General features: G+C 56.2%; 25 protein-coding genes and 3 tRNA genes. 1 reads left to right on the forward strand and 27 read right to left on the reverse strand.

Going from position 1 to position 26,497, the window contains the following annotated elements:
- Positions 1-178: 178 nt before the first annotated feature.
- The 22 genes from CWM61_RS15850 to sdhC all read right to left on the reverse strand — a co-directional run bounded on the left by CWM61_RS15850 (position 179) and on the right by sdhC (position 20,690).
- Positions 179-254 (reverse strand) — tRNA-Lys (locus CWM61_RS15850).
- Between the two features lie 2 nt (positions 255-256).
- A tRNA-Val gene (locus CWM61_RS15855) sits at positions 257-332 on the reverse strand.
- Between the two features lie 125 nt (positions 333-457).
- Positions 458-533, reverse strand: a tRNA-Lys gene (locus CWM61_RS15860).
- Between the two features lie 161 nt (positions 534-694).
- Positions 695-1,495 carry a cell division protein CpoB gene (gene cpoB / locus CWM61_RS15865; RefSeq protein WP_061155305.1) on the reverse strand — a complete coding sequence of 267 codons (801 nt, stop codon included), beginning with the start codon at positions 1,493-1,495 and terminating at the stop codon, positions 695-697.
- Between the two features lie 9 nt (positions 1,496-1,504).
- Positions 1,505-2,029 carry a peptidoglycan-associated lipoprotein Pal gene (pal, locus tag CWM61_RS15870; RefSeq protein ID WP_002895068.1) on the reverse strand — a complete coding sequence of 175 codons (525 nt, stop codon included), beginning with the start codon at positions 2,027-2,029 and terminating at the stop codon, positions 1,505-1,507.
- A gap of 34 nt (positions 2,030-2,063) precedes the next feature.
- The gene (tolB, locus tag CWM61_RS15875; RefSeq protein WP_023288877.1) at positions 2,064-3,356 is read right to left on the reverse strand and encodes a Tol-Pal system beta propeller repeat protein TolB; all 1,293 of its coding nucleotides are present in this window, start codon (positions 3,354-3,356) and stop codon (positions 2,064-2,066) included.
- Positions 3,357-3,485: 129 nt separating this feature from the next.
- On the reverse strand, positions 3,486-4,838 hold the full coding sequence (gene tolA, locus CWM61_RS15880; protein WP_100631538.1) for a cell envelope integrity protein TolA: 1,353 nt from the start codon (positions 4,836-4,838) through the stop codon (positions 3,486-3,488).
- A gap of 99 nt (positions 4,839-4,937) precedes the next feature.
- Entirely contained in the window at positions 4,938-5,366 is a 429-nt protein-coding gene (tolR, locus tag CWM61_RS15885) for a colicin uptake protein TolR (RefSeq protein ID WP_002895061.1), read from the reverse strand.
- 3 nt (positions 5,367-5,369) lie between these two features.
- Entirely contained in the window at positions 5,370-6,062 is a 693-nt protein-coding gene (gene tolQ / locus CWM61_RS15890) for a Tol-Pal system protein TolQ (RefSeq protein ID WP_074386511.1), read from the reverse strand.
- A complete protein-coding gene (ybgC, locus tag CWM61_RS15895) occupies positions 6,059-6,463 on the reverse strand; it encodes a tol-pal system-associated acyl-CoA thioesterase (protein ID WP_002895056.1) in 405 nt (134 codons plus the stop codon). The genes tolQ and ybgC overlap by 4 nt, the downstream gene beginning before the upstream one ends.
- Before the next feature lie 149 nt (positions 6,464-6,612).
- Positions 6,613-6,897 carry a cyd operon protein YbgE gene (gene ybgE, locus CWM61_RS15900; RefSeq protein ID WP_008805691.1) on the reverse strand — a complete coding sequence of 95 codons (285 nt, stop codon included), beginning with the start codon at positions 6,895-6,897 and terminating at the stop codon, positions 6,613-6,615.
- 130 nt (positions 6,898-7,027) lie between these two features.
- Positions 7,028-7,141 (reverse strand): cytochrome bd-I oxidase subunit CydX, encoded by a 114-nt coding sequence (cydX, locus tag CWM61_RS15910; RefSeq protein ID WP_004100325.1) that lies wholly within the window; start codon positions 7,139-7,141, stop codon positions 7,028-7,030.
- Between the two features lie 15 nt (positions 7,142-7,156).
- Complete coding sequence (gene cydB, locus CWM61_RS15915; RefSeq protein ID WP_074386512.1) at positions 7,157-8,296, reverse strand: cytochrome d ubiquinol oxidase subunit II; 1,140 nt, start codon at positions 8,294-8,296, stop codon at positions 7,157-7,159.
- A gap of 15 nt (positions 8,297-8,311) precedes the next feature.
- Positions 8,312-9,880, reverse strand: a complete 1,569-nt coding sequence (gene cydA, locus CWM61_RS15920) for a cytochrome ubiquinol oxidase subunit I (RefSeq protein ID WP_061155310.1) — start codon at positions 9,878-9,880, stop codon at positions 8,312-8,314.
- 829 nt (positions 9,881-10,709) lie between these two features.
- Positions 10,710-11,579 (reverse strand): succinate--CoA ligase subunit alpha, encoded by an 870-nt coding sequence (sucD, locus tag CWM61_RS15925; protein ID WP_004885990.1) that lies wholly within the window; start codon positions 11,577-11,579, stop codon positions 10,710-10,712.
- Positions 11,579-12,745, reverse strand: a complete 1,167-nt coding sequence (gene sucC / locus CWM61_RS15930) for an ADP-forming succinate--CoA ligase subunit beta (RefSeq protein WP_002895039.1) — start codon at positions 12,743-12,745, stop codon at positions 11,579-11,581. The genes sucD and sucC overlap by 1 nt, the downstream gene beginning before the upstream one ends.
- A 147-nt stretch (positions 12,746-12,892) precedes the next feature.
- A complete protein-coding gene (gene odhB, locus CWM61_RS15935) occupies positions 12,893-14,119 on the reverse strand; it encodes a 2-oxoglutarate dehydrogenase complex dihydrolipoyllysine-residue succinyltransferase (protein ID WP_061155311.1) in 1,227 nt (408 codons plus the stop codon).
- A 14-nt stretch (positions 14,120-14,133) separates the two neighbouring features.
- On the reverse strand, positions 14,134-16,941 hold the full coding sequence (sucA, locus tag CWM61_RS15940; protein ID WP_061155312.1) for a 2-oxoglutarate dehydrogenase E1 component: 2,808 nt from the start codon (positions 16,939-16,941) through the stop codon (positions 14,134-14,136).
- A gap of 505 nt (positions 16,942-17,446) precedes the next feature.
- Positions 17,447-18,163 (reverse strand): succinate dehydrogenase iron-sulfur subunit SdhB, encoded by a 717-nt coding sequence (gene sdhB / locus CWM61_RS15945; RefSeq protein WP_002894954.1) that lies wholly within the window; start codon positions 18,161-18,163, stop codon positions 17,447-17,449.
- 15 nt (positions 18,164-18,178) lie between these two features.
- Positions 18,179-19,945 (reverse strand): succinate dehydrogenase flavoprotein subunit, encoded by a 1,767-nt coding sequence (sdhA, locus tag CWM61_RS15950; protein ID WP_061155313.1) that lies wholly within the window; start codon positions 19,943-19,945, stop codon positions 18,179-18,181.
- The gene (gene sdhD, locus CWM61_RS15955; protein WP_002894949.1) at positions 19,945-20,292 is read right to left on the reverse strand and encodes a succinate dehydrogenase membrane anchor subunit; all 348 of its coding nucleotides are present in this window, start codon (positions 20,290-20,292) and stop codon (positions 19,945-19,947) included. Before sdhD ends, sdhA begins: the two co-directional genes overlap by 1 nt.
- The gene (gene sdhC / locus CWM61_RS15960) at positions 20,286-20,690 is read right to left on the reverse strand and encodes a succinate dehydrogenase cytochrome b556 subunit (RefSeq protein WP_004142216.1); all 405 of its coding nucleotides are present in this window, start codon (positions 20,688-20,690) and stop codon (positions 20,286-20,288) included. The genes sdhD and sdhC overlap by 7 nt, the downstream gene beginning before the upstream one ends.
- Positions 20,691-21,330: 640 nt before the next feature.
- Between sdhC and gltA the strand changes: the two genes are divergently transcribed.
- Positions 21,331-22,614 (forward strand): citrate synthase, encoded by a 1,284-nt coding sequence (gene gltA, locus CWM61_RS15975; protein ID WP_061155315.1) that lies wholly within the window; start codon positions 21,331-21,333, stop codon positions 22,612-22,614.
- Positions 22,615-22,680: 66 nt separating this feature from the next.
- On the opposite strand, the gene nei is transcribed toward gltA, so the two are convergent.
- Genes nei through pxpB form a run of 5 tightly spaced genes read right to left on the reverse strand, consistent with a single transcriptional unit; the run spans position 22,681 to position 26,486 of the window.
- On the reverse strand, positions 22,681-23,472 hold the full coding sequence (nei, locus tag CWM61_RS15980; RefSeq protein ID WP_074386513.1) for an endonuclease VIII: 792 nt from the start codon (positions 23,470-23,472) through the stop codon (positions 22,681-22,683).
- Positions 23,473-23,487: 15 nt separating this feature from the next.
- Positions 23,488-24,132: a pyroglutamyl-peptidase I gene (pcp, locus tag CWM61_RS15985; protein ID WP_074386514.1), complete on the reverse strand. Its 645-nt coding sequence runs from the start codon at positions 24,130-24,132 to the stop codon at positions 23,488-23,490.
- Between the two features lie 29 nt (positions 24,133-24,161).
- Complete coding sequence (pxpA, locus tag CWM61_RS15990) at positions 24,162-24,914, reverse strand: 5-oxoprolinase subunit PxpA (RefSeq protein ID WP_074386515.1); 753 nt, start codon at positions 24,912-24,914, stop codon at positions 24,162-24,164.
- On the reverse strand, positions 24,904-25,836 hold the full coding sequence (pxpC, locus tag CWM61_RS15995; RefSeq protein ID WP_061155319.1) for a 5-oxoprolinase subunit PxpC: 933 nt from the start codon (positions 25,834-25,836) through the stop codon (positions 24,904-24,906). Before pxpC ends, pxpA begins: the two co-directional genes overlap by 11 nt.
- A complete protein-coding gene (gene pxpB / locus CWM61_RS16000; protein WP_061155320.1) occupies positions 25,830-26,486 on the reverse strand; it encodes a 5-oxoprolinase subunit PxpB in 657 nt (218 codons plus the stop codon). The genes pxpC and pxpB overlap by 7 nt, the downstream gene beginning before the upstream one ends.
- Between the last annotated feature and the right edge of the window lie 11 nt (positions 26,487-26,497).

Raw genomic sequence — 26,497 nt, forward strand, 5'->3', positions numbered from 1 at the left:
CCGCCGACCCCCTCCTTGTAAGGGAGGTGCTCTCCCAGCTGAGCTAATCACCCGATACTACGCTGGATACTGCTAAATGGTGGGTCGTGCAGGATGACTCGGCTTCGCCTCGCCCTATGGGCCGTTGCTGTCGCAACGTTATCCTTCACGTTTTACTATCGCGTTCCACCAGAACGATTGGTGGGTCGTGCAGGATTCGAACCTGCGACCAATTGATTAAAAGTCAACTGCTCTACCAACTGAGCTAACGACCCGGTGGTGGGTGATGACGGGATCGAACCGCCGACCCCCTCCTTGTAAGGGAGGTGCTCTCCCAGCTGAGCTAATCACCCGATACTACGCTGGATACTGCTAAATGGTGGGTCGTGCAGGATGACTCGGCTTCGCCTCGCCCTATGGGCCGTTGCTGTCGCAACGTTATCCTTCACGTTTTACTATCGCGTTCCACCAGAACGATTGGTGGGTCGTGCAGGATTCGAACCTGCGACCAATTGATTAAAAGTCAACTGCTCTACCAACTGAGCTAACGACCCACTCTGGCATCGCTTTGGGCTTGTTTGATATCCCTTGGCAACGGCGGCATATATTACTGATTTCAGAATTCAGCGCAACTAAAATTTCGATAAAGATCACTTAACTGCTGGTGATTCAGGCGACAAGACCAGAAATAACGCGATTTCTGGTCATGCCGTAATCAACCAAGAGCATTGAGACGTTTTTGCGCTTGTTTTGCACCGTCGGTGCCGGGGAATTTACTGATCACTTGCTGGTAAACCGCTTTCGCTTTTGCGGTATCACCTTTGTCCTGCATGATCACGCCGACCTTAAACATGGCGTCGGGCGCTTTAGGCGATTTCGGGTAGTTCTTCACCACCGAGGCGAAGTAAAACGCCGCATCGTCTTTTTTCCCCTTGTTGTAGTTCAACTGTCCGAGCCAGTAGTTGGCGTTCGGCTGATAAGTTGAATCCGGGTACTTTTTAACGAAGTTCTGAAACGCCACCATGGCGTCATCCTGGCGTGAAGCATCCTTCACCAGGGCAACCGCCGCATTGTAATCGGTGTTCGCATCGCCCGTCATCGCCGGGGCGCCTGACGAGGCCGCTGGCGCTGCGCTGGTGGCAGCCGCGCTCTGATCGCCAGAAGACGACGGAGCCTGCGCACCTGATGCTGCCGCTGCGCCGCCACCGCTGCTCAGACTGTCTATCTGCAGCAGAATCTGCTTCTGGCGCTCAACGATCTGATTCAGCTGATACTGGTTCTCCTGGATCTGGCCACGGAGAGAATCAATGTCAGTCTGGTTATCAGAGAGTTGTTGCTGGAGTTGGGTTAAAAGCTGGCTGTGAGCATTGGAAATACGCTCGAGTTGAGTGACGCGGTCTTCGACCGAGCCTGAGCCGACACTACTGATTGGCGCCTGAGCAAAAGCGGCCCAGGGGGCCGCTATGCCAACCAGTAACGACAGACTCAATAAATGATGTCTGAAGTTACTGCTCATGCAATTCTCTTAGTAAACCAGTACGGCGCGACGGTTTTTGGCATATGCCGCTTCGTCATGACCCAGTACTGCTGGTTTTTCTTTACCGTAAGAAACGATGGAGATCTGATCGGCAGAAACACCTTTGCCCTGCAGATACATCTTAACGGCGTTAGCACGACGCTCACCCAGAGCGATGTTGTATTCCGGTGTACCGCGCTCATCCGCGTGACCTTCTACAGTCACTTTGTAGGACGGGTTGCTACGCAGGAAGTTAGCGTGCGCGTCCAGCATGGCAGCGAAGTCAGAACGGATATCGTACTTGTCCAGATCGAAGTAAACGATGTTGTTCTGCTGCAGCTGCTGCATCTGCAGACGAGCTTGCTCTTCAGAAGACATGTTGCCGCCGTTACCGTTAGCGTCCATACCAGTGCCGGCACCCAACATGCCTTCACCGCTCTGGTCGTTGCTGGCGTTCTTGTTAGAAGAACATGCCGCGATTGCCATAACCGGCAGAGCGATCATCAGCCCTTTCAGCACTTTGTTCAGTTGCATTTCTTTGATTCCTTTAATAATCAATTATTTATTATTACAGATACGGCGACCAGGCAGGTGATTTTACCTGTCCATCAGTTGCCGGAAGACGCGCTTTGAAACGCCCATCTGTAGAAACCAGATTCAGCACGGATCCCATCCCCTGAGAAGAGCTGTAGATTACCATAGTGCCGTTAGGTGCCAGACTTGGCGTTTCGTCTAAAAACGTTGATGACAGAACCTGTACACCACCCGCTTCCAGATCTTGTTTGGCAATGTGCTGCTGACCGCCGGCCGAGCTGACCATTACCATCGTTTTACCATCTGCGCTCACGTCGGCGTCCTGGTTCTGTGAACCTTCCCAGGTGATACGCTGCGGCGTGCCGCCATTGATGTTGACTTTATACACCTGCGGACGACCGGCCTGGTCAGAGGTGAAGGCCAGGTTCTGGCTGTCCGGGAACCAGCTAGGTTCGGTGTTGTTGCTGCGACCGTTAGTCACCTGACGAATCTGACCCGAGCCCAGATCCATCACGTACAGGTTCAGGCTACCGGTTTTCGACAGTGCGAAGGCCAGTTTAGAACCATCCGGTGAGAACGCCGGCGCGCCGTTATGCTGCGGGAAGGAGGCGATCTGACGCACAGCGCCGTTCGCCAAGGTCTGCACCACCAGCGCAGAACGTCCGCTTTCAAAGGTCACGTAAGCCAGTTTAGAACCGTCCGGAGACCAGGCCGGGGACATCAGCGGCTGGGAGGAACGGTGAACCACGAACTGGTTGTAGCCATCATAATCGGAGACGCGCAGCTCGTACGGGAACTGACCACCGTTGGTCTGCACCACGTAGGCAATACGAGTACGGAATGCGCCTTTAATACCGGTCAGCTTTTCAAATACCGCGTCACTGGCAGTATGCGCGGCATAGCGCAGATACTGTTTAGTTACTTTGAAAGAGCCTTGTGCCAGCGTTGTGCCCGGCGCGCCGCCGGTATCCACCAGCTGATACGCCACCTGATAAGAACCATCCGGGTTTGAGGTGACCTGACCGACGACCACGGCGTCAATACCCAGCGCAGACCAGGCAGCAGGCTGCACTTCCTGGGCACTGGTCGGCTGCTGCGGCAGACGCGAGCGATCCAGCGGGTTGAATTTACCGCTGTTGCGCAGGTCAGCTGCCACGATACCGCCGACATCTTCAGGCGCAGCCCCCTGGCCAGCCCACTGGAACGGTACCACGCCGATAGGGCGTGCCGAGTCCACCCCCTGGGTGATCTCGATACGTACTTCTGCGTGCAGCACCGCTGCCCACAGCATTAAAAAACCAAATGCTACTCGTAATGCCTGCTTCATCATATCTCCCTTATCCGGGCGGAAAGCCCACGATAATTTAGCAGAATGTTAACAAACTCAAATACACAAAACTACCAAAACCCTGTGACTACGATAGATTGTTTTCCCCGATTATTCGGGGAAAAATCATTACAGTTTAAAGTCTAGTGTGGCATTTTTTATTTTCTCATAAACAGCCTGACTTGGCGGTTTAGGAATAGTCGCCGTTTTGGCTGCCGTTAAAGCTGCCTGACACAGAGCAGGGTCGCCGCCTTCGGACGTTATGTCCTTTAACGTACCATCAGCAGCCAGGTTAATATGCAATACGCAACGCTTGCCTTGATAGAGGCTTGCATCATACAAGCGGCTTTGAATCGCCATTTGTATTTGCTTCGCATAGGAACTGATATCGGCTCCCGTAGCGCCACCGTTGGCACCAGAGGTTCCGCTATCTTTCGCTGGCTGACCACTGCCTTTGGCCCCACCGCCTGTCTTAGGCGCATTCTTACCCGAACTCAGATCGCCGAGCAGGTCATCAACGCCGTCCGCTTCTTTCGCAGCGGCCGCTTTCTTCGCTGCTGCCGCTTTTGCTGCTGCCGCTTTGGCCGCTTTATCGGCAGCTGCCTTCTCAGCCGCAGCCGCTTTGGCTGCCGCCGCTTTTTCAGCTGCGGCGGCTTTCTCGGCGGCGGCCTTCTCTGCGGCCGCTTTTTGAGCGGCGGCTTTCTCAGCTGCTTTTTCGGCGGCTTTTTCGGCGGCTTTTTCTGCAGCCGCTTTTTCAGCCGCGGCTTGCTTGGCCGCTTCCTGCTGGGCCTTCTTCTCTGCTTCCTGCTGCGCTTTCTTCGCCGCTGCCGCTTCCGCTTTCTTCTGCGCCTCTGCTGCGGCTTTCGCCGCTTCGGCTTCCGCCTGTTTCTTCGCATCGGCTGCCGCTTTCGCGGCGGCGGCATCGGCCTGTTTCTTCGCGTCAGCGGCGGCTTTAGCCGCTGCCAGCTCAGCCGCTTTTGCCTGGGCATCCGCCTTCGCTTTTGCGTCGGCAGCCGCTTTGGCTGCTGCTTCCTGCGCTTCTTTAGCCTGCGCATCCGCTTTGGCTTTCGCCGCCGCGGCGGCCTTGGCAGCCGCTTCCTCAGCCTGCTTCTGCTGCTCCTTCGCTTCTTTCGCCGCTTCCTGCGCCTGCAGTCGCTCCTGTTCGAGCTGTTTCAGCCGTTCCTGTTCCGCCGCCTGTTTCTCACGTAACTCTTCCGCCTGCTGCTGCGCCTGTTTTTCACGCTGTTCAGCGGCGCGACGTGCGCTGGCCTGCTGCTGTTGCTGACGGTTATAGTTATTTACCACCGCCCCGGGATCGACCATGACGGCATCAATGGACGATCCCCCGCCGCCGCCGGCAGAGGCATCCAGATGCTCGTCAAACGAACTCCAGATCAGCAGCGCGATCAGAATGATGTGCAGCGCGACTGAAATGATGATCGCTCGTTTAAGCTTGTCGTTTTGTTCGGTTGCCTTTGACACTATCGGTTCCCAAAAACTGTTCGCCTGTACCCGCGATACGCACCGACGGCGAGCGATACTCGCCACCGGACGCCGCGCGGACGCACATACCTGAAGCGATTAAATAGGTTTGGTCATCAAGCCGACCGATTTAACCCCTGCACTATGCAACAGGTTCAGCGCTTTAATAATTTCATCGTAAGGGACGTCTTTCGCACCGCCGATCAGGAACACCGTTTTCTCATTGGCTTCAAGACGTCGCTTCGCTTCGGCAATCACCTGCTCCGGCGGCAGCTGGGACAGCGTCTCCTGCCCCACTTTCACGCTGTACTGCCCTACCCCGGAGACTTCTACAATCACCGGCGGATCGTCATTGCTTTTCACCGCTTGCGATTCCGTGGCGTCCGGCAGATCGACTTCCACGCTCTGCGTAATGATCGGCGCCGTTGCCATAAAGATCAGCAACAGCACCAACAGGACATCCAGCAGCGGAACGATGTTGATCTCGGACTTCAGTTCGCGACGTCCGCGTCCACGTGCTCTGGCCATGGCTTACCCCTTATTGCTTTCGCTGGTGGTAAAGGCCTGACGGTGCAGAATGGCGGTGAACTCTTCCATAAAGTTGTCGTAGTTCAGTTCCAGTTTGTTCACGCGCTGGTTCAGGCGGTTATACGCCATGACCGCCGGGATAGCAGCGAACAGACCGATCGCGGTGGCGATCAGCGCTTCGGCGATACCCGGTGCCACCATCTGCAGGGTGGCCTGCTTCACCGCGCCAAGGGCGATAAAAGCGTGCATGATCCCCCAGACGGTACCAAACAGACCGATATACGGGCTGATGGAACCTACGGTGCCGAGGAACGGGATATGCGTCTCCAGCGTTTCCAGTTCGCGGTTCATCGAAATACGCATCGCGCGCGATGCCCCTTCGACAATCGCTTCCGGCGCATGGCTGTTGGCCCGATGCAGGCGCGCAAACTCTTTGAAGCCGCTGTAGAAGATTTGCTCCGAACCGGTCAGATTATCGCGACGCCCCTGGCTCTCCTGATACAAACGGGACAGTTCGATCCCGGACCAGAATTTGTCCTCGAACGCTTCAGCTTCACGCACGGCCGAGTTGAGGATACGCGTTCTCTGAATAATGATAGCCCAGGAAGCGATAGAAAAACCAATCAAAATCAACATGATAAGTTTAACCAGAAGGCTCGCCTTCAGGAACAAATCAAGGATATTCATGTCAGTCACTGCTTAAACTCCGCGACAATAGACTTGGGAAGCGCACGTGGCTTCATTAAGAGTGGATCAACGCACACAATGAGAACCTCAGCTTCGTTTAACACTGTATTCTCGGCGTTGACGATTCGCTGCGTGAAAACCAAAGAGGTGCCGCGCATCGAGGTAATTTCCGTCTGGACTTCGAGCATGTCGTCGAGTCTGGCGGGGGCAAAATACTCCAGCGTCATTTTGCGAACCACGAAGGCAACGCGTTCAGCCAACAGAACCTGTTGACTAAAGTGATGGTGGCGCAGCATCTCTGTGCGTGCTCTTTCATAAAAAGCGACGTAACTGGCGTGGTAAACCACACCACCGGCGTCGGTATCTTCGTAGTAGACCCGAACCGGCCATCGAAACAGCGTTGTATTCACTTTACATCCCGGTAATGCAAAAAAAGGTTAGAGCTTTCAAACTTCGCTACTATACGCGCGGGAAAGGTGGTTTGGAATGGGGGAAAGTAAACGGGGCGTAAATTTTTATGGGCTTATGCAAGCCCATACCATTAACAGAGATCTCTTATTCAAAAGAAGAAAAAGAAGAGACCTAAAGCGAGCACAATATCAGCGATAAGCGGACAGAAAATCCCCTGCCAGTGAACGGCACGCGGACGGAAGCCCACGCCGTGAATAACGCCGCTGCAAACCGCCCACATCAGCAAGAAACCATGCCAGATTTCCAGCTCGCTGGTCTTCGCCGCAAAGCGCGACGGATCCCAGAAAATGCAGCCTGCCAGCAGCAGCGCCATCAATAAGGAAAGCGCCCTTAACGGGCGCTTGTCCATTATCGCATACATATACTTTATCATTCACGTCGCCTCTTTGTTGGCTACGTCTGCTTACCCCAGTCACTTACTGGTGTAAGCTCCTGGGGATTCACAGACTTGCCGCCTCGATGCAACCCGAATGATTTCGTATATCGCATCACGATAATACTCATCAGTGTTCTTCTTTACCTGCTTTGGTGGCTTCCACGTGCTCAAGCGCCAGCGCGGTAATCACCCCAAAGGCACAGGCAAGAAGCGTTCCCAAAATCCATGCGAAGTACCACATATATAGCTCCTTACCTTAGTACAACGAGTGGGTGTTCTTTTCGATGTCTTCGCGCGTGATGCGGCCAAACATCTTCCAGTAACACCAGCTGGTGTAGGCCAGAATGATTGGCACGAAGATAATCGCCACGTAGGTCATCAGGTTCAGCGTCCGCTGGCTGGAAGTCGCGTCCCACATCGTCAGGCTGGCGTTCAGCATGGTGCTGGACGGCATGATGAACGGGAACATCGCAATACCGGCGGTCAGAATGATGCAGGCCAGGGTCAGCGAGGAGAACAGGAATGCCCATGCGCCTTTATCCGCTTTAGTCGAGACGACGGTCAGCAGCGGCAGCACCACGCCCAGGGCAGGAACGGCCCACAGCGCTGGCATGTTATTAAAGTTCACCATCCATGCACCGGCTTCACGCACCACTTCTTTAGTCAGCGGGTTAGACGGGCCGCTATGATCCATTACCGATTTGACCACATAGCCGTCGATGCCGTAGTAGACCCACACGCCCGCCAGCGCGAAGCAGACCAGCGTCACCAGCGCCGCCACCGTGGAAACGGTGCGGGTACGCAGGTGCAGTTCGCCTACGGTACGCATCTGCAGGTAGGTGGCGCCCTGAGTCAGGATCATCGCCACGCTGACGATACCGGCCAGCAGACCAAACGGATTCAGCAGCTGGAAGAAGTTACCGGTATAGAACAGACGCAGGTATTCATCGACGTGGAACGGCACGCCCTGCAGCAGGTTGCCGAAGGCCACACCAATCACCAGCGGCGGCACGAAGCTACCGATGAAGATGCCCCAGTCCCACATGTTGCGCCAGCGGGTGTCCTCGATCTTGGAACGGTAGTCAAAACCTACCGGACGGAAGAACAGCGAGGCCAGTACCAGAATCATCGCCACATAGAAGCCAGAGAACGCCGCGGCGTAAACCATCGGCCACGCCGCGAACAGCGCGCCGCCGGCGGTGATGAGCCACACCTGGTTACCGTCCCAGTGCGGGGCGATGGCGTTGATCATAATCCGACGCTCGGTGTCGTTACGGCCGAGGAAACGGGTGAGCATGCCCACCCCCATGTCGAACCCGTCGGCGACAGCGAAGCCAATCAGCAGAATGCCAATCAGCAGCCACCAGATAAAACGCAATACTTCATAATCGATCATTTGACGACTCCTGTCTTAGCGTGCCGACTGAATAGCCGCAGAGGACTGTTCAAAGTGATAGCGGCCGGTTTTCAGGCTGCTAGGTCCTTTGCGGGCAAACTTGAACATCAGGAACAGTTCAGCCACCAGGAACAGCGTGTACAGACCGCAGATCAGCAACATTGAGAAGATCAGATCGCCCGCGGTCAGCGACGAGTTGGCCACCGCCGTCGGCAGGACCTCACCAATCGCCCACGGCTGACGGCCATATTCGGCAACAAACCAGCCTGACTCCACGGCAATCCACGGCAGCGGCAGACCAAAGAACGCGGCGCGCAGCAGCCATTTTTTCTCGCCAATGCGGTTACGAATCACGCTCCAGAAGGAGGCGCCGATAATCAACAGCATCAGGATGCCGCACGCCACCATGATACGGAAGGCGAAGTACAGCGGTGCGACGCTTGGAATAGAGTCTTTGGTCGCTTTGGCGATCTGCTCTTCCGTGGCGTCAGCAACGTTCGGAGTATAGCGCTTCAGTAGCAGGCCATAGCCGAGGTCTTTCTTCACGCTGTTGAACTGGTCGCGAATGGCCTGGTCGGTCGAACCGGCGCGCAGCTGCTCCAGCAGCGCGTACGCTTTCATCCCGTTACGGATACGCTCTTCGTGCTGAACCATCAGATCCTTCAGGCCGATAACCGGCTTATCCACCGAGCGGGTGGCGATGATGCCCAGCGCGTAAGGGATTTGGATCGCGAAGTGGTTGGTCTGCGCATTCTGATCGGGAATACCAAACAGGGTAAAGGCCGCCGGCGCAGGCTGGGTTTCCCACTCTGCTTCGATAGCCGCCAGTTTGGTTTTCTGCACGTCACCCATTTCGTAACCGGATTCGTCACCCAGCACAATAACGGAGAGGATCGCTGCCATACCGAAGCTGGCGGCGATGGCAAAGGAGCGCTTAGCAAAGGCAAAGTCGCGGCCTTTCAGCATATACCAGGAGCTGATGGCCAGGATGAACATCGCGCCGGTGACATAACCAGACGCCACGGTGTGCACGAACTTCACCTGGGCGACCGGGTTGAGCACCAGTTCAGAGAAGCTGACCATCTCCATACGCATGGTTTCGAAGTTGAAGTCCGATGCGATAGGGTTCTGCATCCAGCCGTTGGCGACAAGGATCCACAGCGCGGAGAGGTTGGAGCCCAGCGCGACCAGCCAGGTGACCGCCATGTGCTGAACTTTACCCAGACGATCCCAACCGAAGAAGAACAGACCTACAAAGGTGGATTCGAGGAAGAAGGCCATCAGACCTTCAATGGCCAGCGGCGCACCGAAGATATCGCCCACGTAGTGTGAGTAATACGACCAGTTAGTCCCGAACTGGAACTCCATGGTCAGACCGGTCGCCACACCCAGCGCAAAGTTGATACCAAACAACTTGCCCCAGAACTTGGTCATATCTTTATAAATCTGTTTGCCGGAAAGGACGTAAACCGTTTCCATGATGGCCAGCAGGAACGCCATACCGAGCGTTAGCGGCACAAAAAGGAAGTGGTACATCGCGGTCAAGGCAAACTGTAAGCGCGACAGTTCGACTATATCTAACATCATGACTCCTTGCTCATCGCATGAAGACTCCGAAAATGAACCGAGAAGCTCTGGTTCATACGCATGCCCCAATACAAATGTTATTTGTTGCCCGTCCGCAGCACGTTTCAACTGAAAGTGAAGCCACGCCACGATAAGGTTACAAATACGTTAACGAAAACCCAATTGATTCCCCAATATATTACGCCGCAATAACCTTACAATAAATATGTTTTTATTGTTCCAGTTTTACATTTTTCGACGGTGATCAATATATAGCGAAGATGGCCGGTTTAGGCCAATTTGACTTGCGACAATTTAACGTTTTTTGAAGGATTTTTCCAAGCATTAAGCATTGATATAAATCAATTTTTACTCTACGTGTTAATTATGTAGCTCAATAAAGAATATTGGTGAATTTAATGTTAATGCTGTGTTTAAAGTATGCCTTGATTGGTTACTGAAAAGAGAGATATGAGAATCATAGGTAATATTATTTAACGCCGAGGAAAAAAAATGAAAAAAAATGAGCCGATCTAAATAATGCTAGACTGCTCACAGTATTTTTCCTGTTTTCTTACGCCCTCTCCTGCTGTTTTTTTCTCTGTCTCAAACCCTTGCCTGTCAGCCACTGCGAAATTATTTTCTTCAGCGACAACACTGCCGAGATAATATTCATGAAATAATTCATAAAATCAATATGATAGGTAAGGTTTTTCGCGGGACAGACAATCCGCCGGTTCAGCGACTTTCCCGGCAAGGCGGATAACGCCCATAAAAAAGGCCACCTGACGGTGGCCAACCATGTCGAAATCGGACAGATTTCTGCTTGCGGAGAAGCAGAGAGGGTTTACTTGATGATAGCTTTCAGCGCTTCGCCGATATCGGCGAGGCTGCGAACGGTTTTCACACCGGCGGCTTCCAGAGCGGCAAATTTCTCATCAGCAGTACCTTTACCGCCAGCGATGATGGCGCCAGCGTGGCCCATACGCTTGCCTTTCGGCGCGGTCACGCCCGCGATGTAGCCGACAACCGGCTTGGTCACGTGCTCTTTGATGTAGGCTGCCGCTTCTTCTTCCGCGCTGCCGCCGATCTCACCGATCATCACGATCGCTTCGGTCTGCGGATCTTCCTGGAACAGCTTCAGGATATCGATGAAGTTGGAGCCCGGGATCGGGTCGCCGCCGATACCGACGCAGGTAGACTGGCCGAAACCGTAGTCGGTCGTCTGCTTAACCGCTTCATAAGTCAGGGTACCGGAACGGGAAACGATGCCCACTTTACCCGGCTTGTGAATGTGGCCAGGCATGATGCCGATTTTGCACTCGCCCGGGGTGATAACGCCTGGGCAGTTCGGGCCAATCATGCGTACGCCCGCTTCGTCCAGCTTCACTTTCACAGTCAGCATATCCAGCGTCGGGATACCTTCGGTGATGGTGATAATCAGCTTAATGCCCGCGTCGATTGCTTCCAGAATGGAGTCTTTGCAGAACGGTGCCGGAACGTAGATAACGGTCGCGGTGGCGCCGGTCGCTTCAACGGCTTCGCGTACGGTGTTGAACACCGGCAGACCCAGATGGGTGGTGCCGCCTTTGCCTGGCGTCACGCCGCCAACCATTTGCGTACCATAAGCGATCGCTTGTTCAGAGTGGAAGGTCCCCTGGCTACCGGTGAAGCCCTGGCAGATAACCTTGGTATCTTTATTAATTAAAACTGACATTATTTCCCCTCCACTGCGGCAACAACCTGCTGTGCTGCGTCCGTCAGACTTTTCGCTGCAATAATATTCAGGCCGCTGTCAGCCAGTTTTTTCGCGCCCAGTTCGGCGTTGTTACCTTCCAGACGAACCACGACCGGAACGTTAACCCCAACTTCCGCTACCGCACCGATGATACCGTCAGCGATCAGGTCGCAACGTACGATACCGCCGAAGATGTTAACCAGCACCGCTTTCACATTGTCATCAGAAAGGATGATTTTGAACGCTTCAGTCACGCGCTCTTTGGTCGCGCCGCCACCTACGTCGAGGAAGTTAGCCGGTTCGCCGCCGTGCAGCTTAACGATGTCCATGGTGCCCATCGCCAGGCCTGCGCCGTTAACCATGCAGCCGATGTTGCCATCCAGTGCCACATAGTTCAGTTCCCACTGTGCCGCCTGCGCTTCACGCGGGTCTTCCTGAGACTGGTCGCGCATTTCGCGCAGATCCGGCTGGCGGAACAGTGCGTTGCCGTCAGCGCCCAGTTTACCGTCGAGGCAGATCAGGTCGCCCTGTTTGGTGATAACCAGCGGGTTAATTTCGATCAGCGCCAGGTCGCGCTCCAGGAAAATGGTCGCCAGCCCCATGAAAATCTTGGTGAACTGCTGAACCTGTTTACCTTCCAGACCCAGTTTGAACGCCAGTTCGCGCCCCTGGTAAGGCATCGGGCCCGCCAGCGGATCGATAGCGATCTTGTGGATCAGGTGCGGGGTTTCTTCCGCGACTTTTTCGATTTCCACACCGCCTTCAGTAGACGCCATGAACACCACGCGACGGGAGCTACGGTCAACGACCGCGCCGAGGTACAGTTCTTTATCGATATCGGTCGCCGCTTCCACCAGAATCTGGTTTACCGGCTGGCCATTGGCATCTGTTTGGTAGGTCACCAGGCGTTTGCCCAGCCAGTGTTCAGCAAATGCGCGGATCTCTTCTTTGCTCTTAACTACTTTCACACCGCCCGCTTTACCGCGGCCACCAGCGTGAACCTGACATTTCACTACCCACGGACCCGCACCGATTTTTGAAGCGGCTTCTTCTGCTTCACGCGGAGTAGTACAGGCATAACCCACCGGCGCCGGTAAGCCATAGCGGGCAAAAAGTTGTTTTGCCTGATATTCATGTAAGTTCATGTGTTCAGTCCATCCTTCAGGGTGTAATTATCTTTAAACCTGTAGGCCTGATAAGACGCGCTAGCGTCGCCATCAGGCATCTCATCAACGCCGGATGGCGGCATATAAATGCCTTATCCGGCCTACGGTAAGTCATACTATTACTGACTACACGTCCAGCAGCAGACGAGTCGGATCTTCCAGCAGCTCTTTAATCGCCACCAGGAAGCCAACCGATTCACGCCCATCGATCAGACGGTGGTCGTAGGAGAGCGCCAGGTACATCATCGGCAGGATCTCTACCTTGCCATTCACCGCCATCGGACGGTCTTTAATGGCATGCATACCCAGAATGGCGCTCTGCGGTGGGTTGATGATCGGCGTGGACATCAGGGAACCGAAAACGCCGCCGTTGGTAATGGTGAAGTTACCGCCGGTCAGGTCATCTACGGTCAGCTTGCCGTCACGGCCTTTCACTGCCAGCTCTTTAATATTCTTTTCGATGTCCGCCATGCCCAGCAGGTCAACGTCACGCAGAACCGGGGTTACCAGGCCGCGCGGAGTGGATACTGCCATGCTGACGTCGAAGTAGTTGTGGTAAACCACGTCGTCGCCGTCGATGGAAGCGTTCACTTCCGGGTAGCGTTTCAGCGCTTCAACAACCGCTTTCACGTAGAAGGACATGAAGCCCAGACGGATACCGTGACGTTTTTCGAAGGCATCGCCGTACTGCTTACGCAGATCCATAATCGGCTTCATGTTGACTTCGTTAAAGGTCGTCAGCATGGCGGTGGAATTTTTCGCTTCCAGCAGACGCTCGGCCACGCGTTTACGCAGACGGGTCATCGGGACGCGTTTTTCTGAGCGGTGACCCAGCTGCGGCGCTGGTGCTGCCGCCGCGGTAGCCGCTGGCGCTTTGGCTTCAGCCGCCGCCGGGGCTTTCGCCAGATGCTTCTCGACGTCTTCACGAGTCAGACGTCCACCCACGCCGGTGCCTTTGATGGCAGCGGCATCGAGGTTGTGTTCCGCCAGCAGACGACGGATCGCCGGGCTGAGCGCGTCATTGTTCTGCTCTTCCAGAGAGGCTTGCTGGCGCTGCGCCGGGGTGGACGCTTTCGCGTCCGCTTTTTCGCTGGTTTCTTTACCTGCGCTGTTGCCTTCACGCAGGCGGCCAAGGATCTGGCGAGACAGGACGGTAGCGCCCTCGTCTTCCAGCACTGCATCCAGAATGCCGTCCGCTGATGCCGGTACTTCCAGTACCACTTTGTCAGTTTCGATTTCGACCAGAACTTCGTCACGGACGACCGCGTCGCCCGGTTTTTTATGCCAGGTGGCGACGGTTGCGTCAGCTACGGACTCAGGCAGGTCGGGAACCAGAATATCTACGCTACTCATTGTGTATCCTTTAATTAATCGACGTTCAGCGCGTCATTGACCAGATCTTGTTGCTGTTTCTGGTGAACGGACATGTACCCTACCGCCGGAGAGGCGGAGGCCGGGCGGCCTGCATAACGCAGAGAGGCCCCAAATGGAACTACTTCACGAAGGTGGTGCTGGCTGCAGTACCATGCGCCCTGGTTGAGCGGCTCTTCCTGGCACCAGACAAAATCGTGTACGTGCGAGTAAGCTTTCAGCGCTTCCTGCACCGCCTGATGCGGGAACGGGTAGAGCTGTTCGATACGCACGATGGCGACATCTTTTTGCTCGTTTTTGCGACGCTGTTCCAGCAGGTCATAGTAAACCTTACCAGAGCACAGTACGACGCGCTTCACGGCTTGCGGATCGAGATCGTCGATTTCGCCGATGGCCGGCATAAAGGTGCCGTTCGCCAGTTCGTCCATGCTGGAGACCGCCAGCGGGTGGCGCAGCAGAGACTTCGGCGACATCACCACCAGCGGACGGCGCATACCGCGCAGTGCCTGACGACGCAGCATATGGTAAACCTGTGCCGGGGTGGACGGGACGCAAACCTGCATGTTCTGCTCAGCGCACAGCTGCAGATAACGTTCCAGACGCGCGGAGGAGTGCTCCGGACCCTGCCCTTCGTAGCCGTGCGGCAGCAGCATCACCAGACCACACATCCGGCCCCATTTCTGTTCGCCAGAGGAGATGAACTGATCAATGACCACCTGCGCGCCGTTGGCGAAGTCGCCGAACTGCGCTTCCCAGATGGTCAGCGTACGCGGTTCTGCGGTGGCGTAACCGTATTCGAACGCCAGCACGGCTTCTTCAGACAGCACCGAGTCCCAGACGCGGAACTGGCCCTGGCCGTTGTGCACGTGCTGCAGCGGGGTATAGGTAGAACCGTTGCTCTGGTTATGAATAACCGCATGACGGTGGAAGAAGGTGCCACGACCGGAGTCTTCGCCGGACAGACGCACCGGAATGCCTTCGTCAACCAGAGTGGCGTAAGCCAGGTTTTCGGCACCGCCCCAATCGAACATCTTCTCACCGGCGGCCATCAGCTGGCGATCGCCGTAGATTTTCGCCACACGAGACTGCATTTCGATACCTTCCGGCACCGTACTGATGCGTTTGGCCAGCTCTTGCAGACGTTTTGGCTCCACTTTATCCGGATAGCTCTCATCCCACTCGTGGTTAAGGTAGGGAGACCAGGTAAAGGAGTGCATATTCATCGGACGCCACTCCTCCACCACGCACTCGCCGGCATCCAGCGCATCGCGGTAAAGGTTAACCTGCTCGGTCGCGTCTTCCAGCGTCGCGACTTTGTCCTGCTCCAGCTTGTCAGCATAGATTTTGCGCGGGGTCGGATGCTTTTTGATTTTCTGGTACATCAGCGGCTGGGTAGCGCTCGGCTCGTCGGCTTCGTTGTGGCCGTGACGGCGGTAGCACACCAGGTCGATGAAGACATCGCGTTTGAAGGTATTACGGAAATCCAGCGCCAGACGGGTAACGAAAGCAACGGCTTCCGGGTCATCCGCGTTAACGTGGAAAATCGGCGCCTGAACCATCTTACCGATATCGGTACAGTATGGCGTAGAACGCGCATCCAGCGGGTTGGAGGTGGTAAAGCCAACCTGGTTGTTGATAACGATGCGCACGGTACCGCCGACTTCGTAACCGCGGGCTTTCGACATGTTCAGGGTTTCCTGAACCACGCCCTGGCCGGTAACGGCGGCGTCGCCGTGAATAGTAATAGGCAGAACTTTGTTGCTGCTTGGCTCGTCCAGACGATCCAGACGGGCGCGTACGGAACCGATAACCACCGGGCTGACGATTTCCAGGTGCGACGGGTTAAACGCCAGCGCCAGGTGAACCAGACCGCCTTCGGTTTCCATATCGGAAGAGAAGCCCATGTGGTACTTCACATCGCCGGTGCCGAGGTGTTCTTTATGTTTGCCCGCGAATTCGTCGAACAGGTCCTGCGGTTTTTTACCCAGCACGTTGACCAGCACGTTCAGACGGCCGCGGTGTGCCATGCCCAGCACCACTTCTCGGGTGCCGCTTTTGCCTGCATGGCGGATCATCTCTTTGAGCATCGGGATCAGGGCATCACCGCCTTCCAGCGAGAAGCGTTTCGCCCCCGGGAATTTAGCGCCGAGGTAGCGTTCCAGCCCTTCTGCAGCGGTCAGTTCACTGAGGAAGCGTTTTTTCTCTGCCGCGGTGAAGCTCGCTTTACCCGCTACCGATTCAATACGCTGCTGGATCCAGCGTTTTTCCTCAGTAGAGGTGATATGCATGTATTCCGCGCCGATAGAGCCGCAGTAGGTTTGCTTGAGGGCGGCAATCAACTCGCCCAGCTTCATCGTGTCTTTACCGATGGCAAATGAACCTACGTTATAGCTATCCTGGAAATCGGCCTCGGTCAGATCGTGGTAGGCCGGATCAAGATCCGCCACTCTCTCTTGCTTCCACAACCCCAGCGGATCGAGATTCGCATGCTGGTGGCCACGGAAACGGTATGCGTTGATGAGCTGCAGGACTTTAACCTGCTTCACATTGGTGTCAGGGTCGGAAATCGAAGAAGTGTAACGTGAGGCATCCTTCGCCAGTCGACGGAAATAATCACGTGTTTTGGAATGGAATTGATCCGGTTTAACTCCGGTGCCAGGTAACTGCTGGAACATCGAACGCCAGTTGGCGTCAACAGAGTCAGGATCGGTTAAGAAGTCTTCATAGAGCTGTTCTATCCAGCTCTGGTTCGAACCAGAGAGGAAAGAAGAGTCCAGCCAGGCTTTCATTGCGCCGTTCTGCATCGTGATCCCTTAAGCATTTTTATGCTTATTTCGCCGTAGAAACTACCACGCACACCGAGTGCACGTGCCGGGGTTCACTTTTTGCGGACGAGTTGTGGTTTCGATCCGCTAAGGAACCTTTAAAAACTGCCATTAATCTTCAGCGTTCAGGCTGCGGTTGCGTTGGCTGCCTTCGCTTACCCCGGTCACATAGTTCACTATGCTCCCGGGGATGCGCTCAGTTGCCGCCTTACCTCGCACTGAACGCCTCGATTACTGGTACATCTTGTGGCGGTTTTTAAAGATTTCCTGCTATCCCCTTCATACTTCAAGTTACATGTGCGTTGGCTTTCCTCACTCACCCCAGTCACTTACTTGAGTAAGCTCCTGGGGATTCGCTGCGTCGCCGCCTTCCTGTAACTCGAATTATTTAGGGTATTCATTTCCCGGTGGCACAAACGCTACCGGGGTTACTGCTTTGGTAGCCCGGATAAGCGCAAGCGCCATCCGGGACAGACCGTGTTGCTTACGCGCTGCGCTGCAGCAGCATCGACTTAATATGGCCGATGGCGCGCGTCGGGTTAAGCCCTTTAGGACACACACTGACGCAGTTCATAATGCTGTGACAGCGGAATACGCTGAAAGCATCGCTCAGGCCGTCCAGGCGCTCGCTGGTTTCAGTATCGCGACTGTCGATCAGGAAGCGATACGCGGCCAACAGGCCTGCCGGGCCGATGAACTTGTCCGGGTTCCACCAGAACGACGGGCAGGAGGTTGAACAACATGCGCACAGAATACACTCGTACAGACCATCGAGTTTCTCACGCTGCTCGGGCATCTGCAGATGCTCGCGAGCCGGAGGATTTTGCCCATTATTCAACAAGTAAGGCTTAATCTTCTCATATTGTGCATAGAATTGCCCCATGTCTACCACCAAATCACGGATAACCGGTAATCCTGGCAGCGGACGGATAACAATCTTCTTGCCCGGCTGATTCAGCGCGGAGATCGGCGTGATGCACGCCAGACCGTTTTTCCCGTTCATGTTCAGGCCATCGGAACCGCAAACCCCTTCACGGCAGGAGCGGCGGAACGACAGCGACGGATCTTTTTCTTTCAACTGGATCAGCGCATCCAGCAGCATCATGTCGCGACCTTCTTCCGCTTCGAGGGTGTAATCCTGCATGTGCGGAGCGTCGTCAACATCCGGGTTATAGCGATAAATTGAAAACTCGAGTTTCATTTTCCTGTCTCCGCATTAGTAAGTACGAATCTTCGGCGGGAATGCCGGACGCAGTTTCGGTTCCATGTTGACGCTACGACGCGTCATGGATTCCGACTCTGGCAGATACAGGGAATGGCACAGCCAGTTTTCATCATCACGATCCGGGAAGTCGAAGCGGCTGTGGGCGCCACGGCTTTCGGTACGGAAGTTGGCGGATACGGCCGTTGAATAGGCGGTTTCCATCAGGTTATCCAGCTCCAGGCACTCGACGCGCTGGGTGTTGAACTCGCTGGAAGTATCGTCCAGGCGCGCATTTTTCAGACGCTCGCGGATCACTTTCAGCTGCTCCAGGCCCTTGTGCATCGCATCGCCTTCACGGAATACCGAGAAGTTATGTTGCATACATTCCTGCAACGCTTTGCGGATAGCAACCGGGTCTTCGCCGGAGCGGGTGTTGTTCCAGCGGTTGAGACGGTCCAGAGAGGCTTCGACATCGGATTCGCTGGCTGCGCGCAGGGCGCCCTGCTCGGCGATGGACTCCTGCAGATGCAGGCCCGCCGCGCGGCCGAAGACCACCAGGTCCAGCAGTGAGTTGCCGCCCAGACGGTTGGCGCCGTGTACCGATACGCAGGCAATTTCGCCTACCGCGAACAGACCCGGGATCACCACGTCTTCGCCCTTCTCATTCACGGTCAGCGCCTGGCCGGTGACTTTGGTCGGAATACCGCCCATCATGTAGTGGCAGGTTGGGATAACCGGAATCGGCTCTTTAACCGGATCGACGTGAGCAAAGGTACGGGACAGCTCGAGGATACCTGGCAGACGAGATTCCAGAACCTCTTTACCCAGGTGATCCAGTTTCAGTTTCGCATGCGGGCCCCACGGTCCATCGCAGCCGCGACCTTCACGAATTTCGATCATGATGGAACGCGCCACCACGTCACGACCCGCCAGGTCTTTCGCGTTCGGCGCATAACGCTCCATAAAGCGCTCGCCGTGTTTGTTCAGCAGGTATCCGCCTTCGCCGCGGCAACCTTCGGTGACCAGCACCCCTGCCCCGGCGATACCGGTCGGGTGGAACTGCCACATTTCCATATCCTGCACAGGAACGCCTGCGCGGATGGCCATCCCGACGCCGTCACCGGTGTTGATGTGGGCGTTGGTGGTGGACTGATAGATACGGCCTGCGCCACCGGTCGCCAGCACGGTGGCGCGGGCTTTAAAGTAGACCACTTCGCCGGTCTCGATGCACAGGGCGGTACAACCGACCACCGCGCCGTCCTGGTTTTTCACCAGATCGAGGGCATACCATTCGGAGAAGATAGTGGTGTGGTTTTTCAGGTTCTGCTGATACAGGGTGTGCAACAGCGCGTGGCCGGTACGGTCAGCCGCCGCCGCGGTGCGTGCCGCCTGCTCGCCGCCGAAGTTTTTCGACTGGCCGCCGAACGGGCGCTGATAAATACGGCCGTCGTCAAGACGGGAGAACGGCAGGCCCATATGTTCCAGCTCAAGAATCGCTTCCGGGCCGGTCTTACACATATATTCGATGGCGTCCTGGTCGCCAATATAGTCCGACCCTTTTACGGTGTCGTACATATGCCATTCCCAGTTATCTTCATGGGAGTTACCGAGCGCGACGGTGATACCACCCTGCGCAGAAACGGTATGGGAACGGGTAGGGAACACTTTGGAGAGCAGTGCACAGGTCTGTCCGCTCTGGGAAATTTGTAGCGCCGCGCGCATGCCTGCGCCGCCGGCACCGATAACAACAGCATCAAACTCTCTGACTGGCAATTTCATTACACACCCCACACCACAACAAATCCATAAAGAACGTAAGCCACCAGCGCCACAACGATAGCCAGTTGCAGAACCAGGCGCAGGGCCAGTGGTTTAACGTAGTCCGTTAACACCTGCCACATCCCGATCCAGGCATGGATGAGAATGGAGACGAGAGCCAGCAGAGTGAAGACTTTAGTGAAACCGGAGGCAAAGAATCCGGTCCACACTTCCCATGAGATTTCACCGGTGGTGGCGAAGAAGCCAACCATGTAGATGATGTAGAGGGTCAGAACGATGGCGGTAGCACGGACCAGAATAAAGTCATGTACGCCGTTGCGTCCCAGTGCTGAGGCGTTGCTTACCATACGAGGACTCCTGCGAGAAGTGAAAGCACGACAGTAATAACAAAAGAGATTTTGGCGGAACGTTTCCCTGCTTCGAGGGTTTCGTCCAGGTAGCCAAAGTCCATCATCAGATGGCGGATACCGACAACGACATGATAGGCCAGTGCGGTGAGAATGCCCCACATGATGAACTTCACAAAGAAGCTATCCATGATCGAGGCCGCCGTCAGAAAACCTTCAGGGGAGGAAAGGCTGGTGCCCAGCAACCAAAGCAGAATTCCGACCGCCACGAAGGTGATGACACCGGAAACGCGATGGAGAATGGACGCTATCGCCGTGATTGGGAACCGTATCGTTTGTAGATCCAGATTGACAGGTCTTTGTTTTTTCACATTTCTTACCATGAATAACGCCCACATGCTGTTCTTATTGTTTCCTTCCTCCGGTCTGCTTGCGGGTCAGACAGCGTCCTTTCTATAACCAGAAGTCATGTTAAAACGTCTTTTCAGGCATTAAAACATCACTAAACAACGCTGGGTGGCTCGGGATTGCAGGGTGTTCCGGAGACCTGGCCGCAGTATAGGCCGTTCACAAAATCATTACAATTAACCTACATATAGTTTGTTGGGTTTTCTCCGGAACAGTGATCAAGGTCACGATAACAACATTTTTTTAATTTTTAATCACCTGATTTGACAAATATTAAACATTCTTGTTACAACCATTACCAGTTAAATGCAATAATGCTCAAAAGTTATGGGGTCACTCTTTCACCTGAGAATAAGTTATGTAACAGTGTGTCAGTATTGACCGATGTAATCAGGACAGTTATTAGTGGTATATAGGTTTTAATATTCGGACTGCTAAAACGCTGATTTGCTGTTGTTTCACCGCAGCCCTGAAGGACGTACCATCAAGCGCCGTTGCTCTGTACCCTGCCCTTTTCGCTGACGCAGAGCTGTGTGCAACATAACAAACTGGTAACGTATGCAGGCGCGGGCCGAAAGCAAATCCACCACCCGGCAGTCTTAAGCAATAAAGGCGCTAAGGAGACCATAAATGTCTGATGCTAAAGCAAAAATCACCCTGGGTGGTGACACTGCTATTGAACTGGATGTGCTAAAAGGCACGCTCGGTCAGGATGTTATTGATATTCGTAGTCTTGGTTCAAAAGGCGTATTTACTTTTGACCCAGGTTTCACATCCACCGCTTCTTGTGAATCTAAAATTACGTTTATCGATGGTGACGAGGGGATCCTGCTGCACCGCGGCTTCCCGATCGACCAGTTAGCGACCGAATCTAACTATCTCGAAGTTTGTTATATTCTGCTGTACGGTGAAAAACCGACTCAGGCCGAATATGACGAATTCAAAACCACCGTCACCCGCCACACCATGATTCATGAGCAGATCACCCGTCTGTTCCATGCGTTCCGTCGCGATTCCCACCCGATGGCGGTGATGTGCGGGATCACTGGCGCCCTGGCGGCTTTCTATCATGACTCCCTCGACGTGAATAACCCGCGTCACCGCGAGATTGCTGCCTACCGTCTGCTGTCCAAAATGCCAACCATGGCAGCCATGTGTTACAAGTATTCTATCGGCCAGCCGTTTGTTTATCCGCGCAACGACCTCTCCTACGCCGGCAACTTCCTGCGCATGATGTTCGCCACACCGTGCGAAGAGTATGAAGTCAATCCGGTGCTTGAGCGCGCGATGGATCGTATTCTGATCCTGCACGCCGATCACGAGCAGAACGCGTCGACCTCGACGGTACGTACCGCCGGCTCCTCCGGCGCTAACCCGTTCGCTTGTATCGCAGCGGGTATCGCCTCCCTGTGGGGACCGGCACACGGCGGCGCCAACGAAGCGGCGCTGAAAATGCTGGAAGAGATCAGCTCCGTTGAACACATTCCGGAATTTGTCCGTCGTGCGAAAGACAAAAATGACTCTTTCCGCCTGATGGGCTTCGGCCATCGTGTTTACAAGAACTACGACCCGCGCGCCACTGTGATGCGTGAAACCTGCCATGAAGTGCTGAAAGAGCTGGGCACTAAAGACGACCTGCTGCAGGTGGCCATGGAGCTGGAGCATATCGCGCTGAACGACCCGTACTTCATCGAGAAGAAACTTTACCCGAACGTCGACTTCTACTCCGGTATCATCCTGAAAGCGATGGGTATTCCGTCCTCCATGTTTACCGTTATCTTCGCCATGGCGCGTACCGTGGGCTGGATTGCGCACTGGAACGAAATGCACAACGATGGCATGAAGATCGCCCGTCCGCGTCAGTTGTACACCGGCTACACCAAACGCGATTACCAGTCTGACATTAAGCGGTAATCTTGTCGTACCGGATAACAATAAACGCGCCAACTGGCGCGTTTTTTTATCTCCCTGACAGCCGGCTTAATGCTGGCATCCGGGACACCAGTAAAACGGCCGTGAGGAGAGTGTCGTCTTCTCAATCCCCCCCCCACAGCGCTCGCACCTCTCCCCGTCACGATGGAAGACCTTAAAGCGAAACAGCGCGCCGTGATGCCTGTTGTCATTCGCCTGGCCGCGGGTTCGATAAGAAAGCCGCGGGATATCCAGCAGCGCGTGCGCCAGCGCATCCAGCTGACTATCGCTCAGTTCAGCGGCTTTACGCTTTCCGCTTAATCCCACCTGCCAGAGGATCTCCACCCGCAGATAGTTACCGAGCCCGGCCAGAAAAGCCTGATCCAGCAGCAGGCCGGAAAACTGACGATGGCGGAATTTGGTCGACAGCAGCCGCGCTTTCACCTCCTCCGCGGTTAACGTCATATCCAGTACATCCGGTCCGACGCGCAGTAAAAACGGGTGATGGGCAACCTGCTCCGCCGTGAGCATTTCAATGTCCGAGGCGCTATAGAGTAAAATCGCCTTGCGTGCGGTCTGCAGCCTGACGCGCAGCACCCGGTTAGAGGCGGGCTGTTCCCCGGCGTCAACCACGCGCCAGACACCGTACAACTGATTATGGCTGTACAGAGTCAACCCGCCGGAGAAGTGGGTCAGCAGGGCTTTCCCCCGGGTGTCAATATGGGTAACCCGCTGACCCATCAGCGAGGTTTGGTAGGGTTGCAACTGGGGAAAGGCGAACCAGACGTCGGTTAAAGGTTCGCCTTTGATTGCCGCCTCCAGTTTATCCGCCGCGCGGCGGATCTCCGGACCTTCCGGCATACTGTCATCCTTCTGTTAATGGGTGGCGCCGCCGCCCAGTTTACTATCCACCGACTGGCGCAGCGCCACGGCAATGGCCGTTTCCAGCGCCTCCCGCACGGTGGCGGTCGCCATACTCGGTTCGCCGGGATGGGCCGCCGCCTGCACCGGTAGCCATGGAATATGGATAAAGCCGCCCCTGACGCCAGCCTGCTCCTGCAGCTTATGTAGCAAACCATACATCACGTGATTGCAGACGAAGGTGCCGGCGGTTTGGGAGACCGAAGCCGGGATCCCACGATCGCGCAACGCGCTGACGATCGCTTTGATCGGTAAGGTGCTGAACCACGCCGCCGGCCCCCCGTCGACGATCGGCGTGTCGACAGGCTGCTGGCCGTTGTTATCGGGAATGCGCGCATCATCGACATTGATAGCCACACGTTCAACGCTGATATCGACGCGACCACCGGCCTGCCCCACAGCAATGACCAGCCTCGGCTGCAGGTCTTCTATCGCCGCGTAGAGCACCGACAGCGCCTCGCCAAACACACAGGGGAGCTGGCGGGCGATCACCGGCTGCCCGGCAATCATCATCCCGTCCAGCAGCTTCACCACTTCCCATGAAGGGTTAACCGTCTCGCCATCAAAGGGTTCAAAACCGGTTAACAACACGCCTGCCATTATTCTCTCCTTAGCGGTCATTCAGGTTGTCACGCTTCAGCGTCCAGTTGCGCGCTGACCAGAATATGGCGCCCGGCAAACGCCGCCCGCAGACGGCGGGCAAAATCCAGCGCGTGCGGGCCATCGCCGTGCAGACACACCGTCTGCGCCACCACGTTGGCCCACTCGCCGCTGATGCTGCGCACCCGGTGGTGTTGCACCATCTCGAGGGTTTGCGCCAGGGCCTGCTCTTCGCTGTCAATCAGCGCGCTGGGCTGGCTACGCGGCACCAGGCTACCGTCGGCCAGGTAGCCGCGGTCAGCAAACACCTCCTGACGCGTCGTCAGACCATAGTGATGCCCGGCACGGATCAGTTCGCTGCCCGCCAGCCCCACCAGCACCAGCTTCGGGTTAACATCACGGACCGCGCGGGCAATGGCGTCCGCCAGCGGCGGCGATTTGGCCGCCTGGTTATAAAGCATGCCGTGCGGCTTCACATGCTGCAGCTCGCCGCCCTGCGCCTGAACGATCGCCGCCAGGGCGCCAATCTGATACAGCGTCTGGGCATAGACCGTTTCCGGCGGCAGATCCATCGCCGTACGACCAAAATTTTCCCGGTCGGGATACCCCGGATGGGCGCCCACCGCCACGCCGTACTTCAGCGCCTCGCGCACGCTCTGCACCATCAGCCGGGCATCGCCGGCGTGAAAACCACAGGCGATATTCGCCGAGGACACCAGCTGGAGCAGCGCGCTATCGTTCGCGCCCCCTTCCCCGAGATCGGCATTGAGATCAATCATCATCGTGGAGTCTCCAGGCCAGTTGTTCAAGATAACGCTGACGATCGGCCCGCGCCTTCAGCGCCTCCTCCAGCGAGCAGGCGACGAAGTGGATCGGCTGCCCCAGCGGGATCTGCGCCAGCTGGTACATATCAGCCTCAATAATGCAGGCGATGCGCGGATAACCGCCGGTGGTTTGCGCATCGTTCATCAGCACGATGGGCTGGCCGTTGTGCGGCACCTGCACCACGCCAGGCAGCAGACCGTGCGACAGCATTTCGCGATCGGTGGTCCGTTTCAGCGGCTGCCCCTGCAGGCGGTAACCCATACGGTTGCTCTGCGGGCTGAGCTGCCAGGGAGAGCGCCAGAACGACGCCTGCGAGGCCGCATCAAACTCGTGATACTCCGGGCCCGGCAGCGCGCGAATGCGATTGTCCAGCGGCAGCTGCTTGACGCCGCGCGAGGTGGTAAAGCGCCGGGCGGCTTTCCCGAGCTTCAGCTGGTCGCCATCCTGCAGGCGGCGTCCTTCCAGACCGCCAATCCCCGCCTTAAGATCCGTGCTGCGCGAGCCAAGCACCACCGGGACCGCAATCCCGCCCGCCACCGCCAGATAGCTGCGGATGCCATGCTGCGGCGTTTTCAGCACCAGCCGCTGCCCGGCCCGGTAGGCGGTACGCCAGCCCACCCAGACCGCTTTGCCGTCCAGCGTCGCTTCGCAGGCGGCGCCGGTCAGCGCGAACCAGCCGCTGCGGGCAAATTCAATCTCCACCTGGCCGAGGGTTATCTCCAGCCCGGCGGCGTTCGCCTCGTTGCCAACCAGCAGATTGGCAATCACCAGCGCCGGATAATCCAGGGCGCCGCAGCGACTGATGCCAGACTGGCGCAGGCCTTCTCGTCCACCGTCCTGTACCGAGGTGTACAGACCGGCGCGGATCAGGGTCAACATACCCCCTCCTTTTGCGGCACAAAGCGAATTTTATCGCCCACGCGCAGCAGCGCAGGCTCCTTACGCGCCGGGTCAAACAGCGTCAACGCGGTCCGCCCCAGCAGCTGCCAGCCGCCAGGCGTCGCCAGCGGATAGATGCCGGTTTGCGCGCCGCCAATGCCCACCGAACCGGCCGGCACCCGTACGCGCGGTTCGGCGCGACGCGGGGTCGCCAGCGCCGGCGGCAGCCCGCCCAGGTAGGGAAATCCCGGCTGAAAACCAATAAACCAGACCAGGTATTCCACCGAAGCATGCAGCTCCACAACCTGTTTTTCACTCAGGCCGCTGTGCTGCGCCACCACCCCGAGATCCGGCCCGGCCTCGCCGCCGTACACCACCGGGATGGTTAATGACCTCGACTCCGGCGCCAGCGCAAGACTCTCCTCCCACCAGCGCTGTAGACGGTCTATCGCCTCCCACGCCATCTCCTGCGGACGGCGGAGCACTACGGTGATATTGTTCATACCGGGAATGGCGTCAACCACCTCTTCGTGGTGAGACAGACGCTGGGCCAATCCCCATATCCGTTGCTGGCTCTCGAGCGTGACCGGCGGCTCCAGCTCCAGCACGACGGCCGTTTCTCCTAACAGATAACAACGCGCTCGCTGCACTTTTCTCTCTC

The organism is Klebsiella sp. K-Nf6 (genome assembly GCF_002806655.1).
GTDB lineage: Bacteria > Pseudomonadota > Gammaproteobacteria > Enterobacterales > Enterobacteriaceae > Klebsiella > Klebsiella variicola.

Bases quoted from the DNA above. Each gene is read 5' to 3' on its own strand.
- cpoB (WP_061155305.1), bottom strand. From the start codon at position 1,495: ATGAGCAGTAACTTCAGACATCATTTATTGAGTCTGTCGTTACTGGTT.
- pal (WP_002895068.1), bottom strand. From the start codon at position 2,029: ATGCAACTGAACAAAGTGCTGAAAGGGCTGATGATCGCTCTGCCGGTT.
- tolB (WP_023288877.1), bottom strand. From the start codon at position 3,356: ATGAAGCAGGCATTACGAGTAGCATTTGGTTTTTTAATGCTGTGGGCA.
- tolR (WP_002895061.1), bottom strand. From the start codon at position 5,366: ATGGCCAGAGCACGTGGACGCGGACGTCGCGAACTGAAGTCCGAGATC.
- ybgE (WP_008805691.1), bottom strand. From the start codon at position 6,897: ATGATAAAGTATATGTATGCGATAATGGACAAGCGCCCGTTAAGGGCG.
- cydX (WP_004100325.1), bottom strand. From the start codon at position 7,141: ATGTGGTACTTCGCATGGATTTTGGGAACGCTTCTTGCCTGTGCCTTT.
- cydB (WP_074386512.1), bottom strand. From the start codon at position 8,296: ATGATCGATTATGAAGTATTGCGTTTTATCTGGTGGCTGCTGATTGGC.
- cydA (WP_061155310.1), bottom strand. From the start codon at position 9,880: ATGTTAGATATAGTCGAACTGTCGCGCTTACAGTTTGCCTTGACCGCG.
- sucD (WP_004885990.1), bottom strand. From the start codon at position 11,579: ATGTCAGTTTTAATTAATAAAGATACCAAGGTTATCTGCCAGGGCTTC.
- sucC (WP_002895039.1), bottom strand. From the start codon at position 12,745: ATGAACTTACATGAATATCAGGCAAAACAACTTTTTGCCCGCTATGGC.
- odhB (WP_061155311.1), bottom strand. From the start codon at position 14,119: ATGAGTAGCGTAGATATTCTGGTTCCCGACCTGCCTGAGTCCGTAGCT.
- sucA (WP_061155312.1), bottom strand. From the start codon at position 16,941: ATGCAGAACGGCGCAATGAAAGCCTGGCTGGACTCTTCTTTCCTCTCT.
- sdhB (WP_002894954.1), bottom strand. From the start codon at position 18,163: ATGAAACTCGAGTTTTCAATTTATCGCTATAACCCGGATGTTGACGAC.
- sdhA (WP_061155313.1), bottom strand. From the start codon at position 19,945: ATGAAATTGCCAGTCAGAGAGTTTGATGCTGTTGTTATCGGTGCCGGC.
- sdhD (WP_002894949.1), bottom strand. From the start codon at position 20,292: ATGGTAAGCAACGCCTCAGCACTGGGACGCAACGGCGTACATGACTTT.
- sdhC (WP_004142216.1), bottom strand. From the start codon at position 20,690: ATGTGGGCGTTATTCATGGTAAGAAATGTGAAAAAACAAAGACCTGTC.
- gltA (WP_061155315.1), top strand. From the start codon at position 21,331: ATGTCTGATGCTAAAGCAAAAATCACCCTGGGTGGTGACACTGCTATT.
- nei (WP_074386513.1), bottom strand. From the start codon at position 23,472: ATGCCGGAAGGTCCGGAGATCCGCCGCGCGGCGGATAAACTGGAGGCG.
- pcp (WP_074386514.1), bottom strand. From the start codon at position 24,132: ATGGCAGGCGTGTTGTTAACCGGTTTTGAACCCTTTGATGGCGAGACG.
- pxpA (WP_074386515.1), bottom strand. From the start codon at position 24,914: ATGATGATTGATCTCAATGCCGATCTCGGGGAAGGGGGCGCGAACGAT.
- pxpC (WP_061155319.1), bottom strand. From the start codon at position 25,836: ATGTTGACCCTGATCCGCGCCGGTCTGTACACCTCGGTACAGGACGGT.